Source organism: Gillisia lutea (genome assembly GCF_021568705.1).
GTDB classification, from domain to species: domain Bacteria; phylum Bacteroidota; class Bacteroidia; order Flavobacteriales; family Flavobacteriaceae; genus Gillisia; species Gillisia lutea.
This window is the reverse complement of record NZ_JAKGTH010000005.1, coordinates 1-2,059: the sequence shown is the minus strand read 5'-3', so window position 1 is coordinate 2,059 and position 2,059 is coordinate 1. Positions and strand designations below refer to the sequence as shown.

The 2,059-nt window shown below is 30.3% G+C and carries 3 protein-coding genes; all 3 read right to left on the bottom strand.

Features of this window, described 5'->3' with window-relative positions; all coding sequences use genetic code 11:
- Window positions 1-212 precede the first annotated feature (212 nt).
- Window positions 213-563: a hypothetical protein gene (locus L1I30_RS00090; protein WP_236132221.1), complete on the bottom strand. Its 351-nt coding sequence runs from the start codon at window positions 561-563 to the stop codon at window positions 213-215.
- Window positions 564-724: 161 nt separating this feature from the next.
- Window positions 725-1,267 carry a hypothetical protein gene (locus L1I30_RS00085; RefSeq protein WP_236132220.1) on the bottom strand — a complete coding sequence of 181 codons (543 nt, stop codon included), beginning with the start codon at window positions 1,265-1,267 and terminating at the stop codon, window positions 725-727.
- Between the two features lie 154 nt (window positions 1,268-1,421).
- The coding region (locus L1I30_RS00080) for a hypothetical protein (protein ID WP_236132219.1) at window positions 1,422-2,059 on the bottom strand (638 nt) is incomplete at its 5' end.

The window sequence follows — 2,059 nt, the reverse complement described above, 5'->3', positions numbered from 1 at the left end:
AGGTATAGTGCTAAAAGGTTTAATTTTTAGTCAACCTATTTCAGGAAAGTACATTGTCTAAGCTTGTTGCCAACGGTCTCGTATAACGACAAGTGGCGCGGGGTTATGGAAGCGAATTTGTCCGCTTAACGTTTGTTTGTTATGGAAACTAATTTAGTTCTTTTCTATTAAACTCGCCATTTGCGATATACGTTGTTGTTGCCAGTTTCTTACTACAAGCTTTCTATCAGGAAATTTGACCAGATTATTGGATTAAAACTATTCTTTCTATAAGTACTTATATCTTCTTTATTAAAGATTAATTCTATCTCTTGCTCATCATTTCTTAAGAATATGAGCCATGGATCACATATTTTGTTAGTTATTAAAACTGAATATGATATAGAATCAGTTATTAGGTCAATTTCGTCTGAAAAATTAATCTTATATGAATTATTGATTTTATTATAATTTTCAACCTCATGGTTTTTAAATTGAGTTATACTTTTTATTTCTTCTATAAAAATTAAAAGATTTTGCTCAGATTTTGTTTGATATATAATAGTCAGATAACATTTCTTCATTCCTGAATTTTTCTAGAAATTGGCTACAACGGTCCCGGCTATCGCAAGTTGCGGGAGTAAGGACGCGGATTTGTCGGATTAGTGGTTTTAATAATTGGTCTCTAAAATAACCATTCTCAATCAACTACCCGTTATTTGCGATGAGCCGTTGTTGTGGGTAGTTAATTACTTGGGCTTAAATATGAAACTAATTTTCCATTTTTTGTGGCTCCCACGTATCCATATCCTTTTTTATAATAATAGTTATAACCTTTGAAATCACGGGTTAATACTTCTACTACTAACAGGTTTTTATAATTACAGAATGGAGTTTTTAATGTTCCTGCAAGACTTAAAATTTCATGTTTTAATTTATAATCGGCATTAAGCCAAACTGCACCTTCTTCAATCTCTACAGGTAAGATAGTCGTATCATATTCGCAACACTTCTCAAATTTTCTCACCATGCCATCTTCATATCTAATGAATATGGTTTCGGTATTTCCATTTTCCCATTCTTTAATAAATTCAGTATAGATTTTATTTTGGATTTCAACGGTGTCAATAAGAGTTTCAAAGTAGTAGGTATCATTCCAAATAATTTTCTTTTTCTTAATATTTAAAGGAAAATATTGACCGCTCGTGATATCCGTGCAAATACTCTGAGCTTCTATTTGATATGATGGTATAAAAAATAGAATTAGGGCACATTTCAGTAATTTCATTTATTTAAAATTTTTCTTATTAATTACCCACAACGGTTACGGTTATCGCAAGTTGCGGGAGTAGGGACGCGGACTTGTCGGCTTAACCAATTTACTTCTTGGTTTCTAAAATTACACTTTTTCGATAAAACCCGTTATTTGCGATGAACCGATGTTACCTATCGTTTTTTATCTCTTTTCTAATGTATAGATCTTTAATTTTTTCATTTATCGTAGTATCATTTCTTATAAATTGCGAATATGATGTACACGAATGAACACATGCTAACATGAACCTTTTCCCATTTTCTTGAAAGAATAGTAATGCGTCATCATAATCCACCTTGACACTTTCTATTGTAGGATTTGTTGATTCATAAATATACTTATAAGTTAATACTTGAATTTTCTCTATAGGAGAAGAAGGAGCGAATGAAATTGAAGAATTCATATTTTGAAAAACATACTGGTCAAATTTGTTTTTTAGTTCATTCTCATTTCTTTTTATTGCAAACTCCATCCTAAAAAAATCAACATCATCTTCCTCATCGAATATACTCCTGAATTTAAAAGTCTTAAGTTGTTTAGAACCTATTATATTTTCTGATAAGTAAGGCATATAGAAATAACTAGATTCCATTATTTTATCCTCCGTAGAAATATTTAAACTCGGCGCACTAATTATATAAACATCTTTTTTCAATAACTCTTCTAAAACTTTAATTTGTTTTTCGGTAATATGTATTTTATGTGTCTTCTGTATTATACTGAAATAGGTTGACCTTTTTTGATTCGATTTTCGACAGTTTAAAT

Excerpts from the sequence above, each read along its gene's own strand:
- L1I30_RS00090 (WP_236132221.1), bottom strand. The coding sequence starts at position 563 with ATGAAGAAATGTTATCTGACTATTATATATCAAACAAAATCTGAGCAA.
- L1I30_RS00085 (WP_236132220.1), bottom strand. The coding sequence starts at position 1,267 with ATGAAATTACTGAAATGTGCCCTAATTCTATTTTTTATACCATCATAT.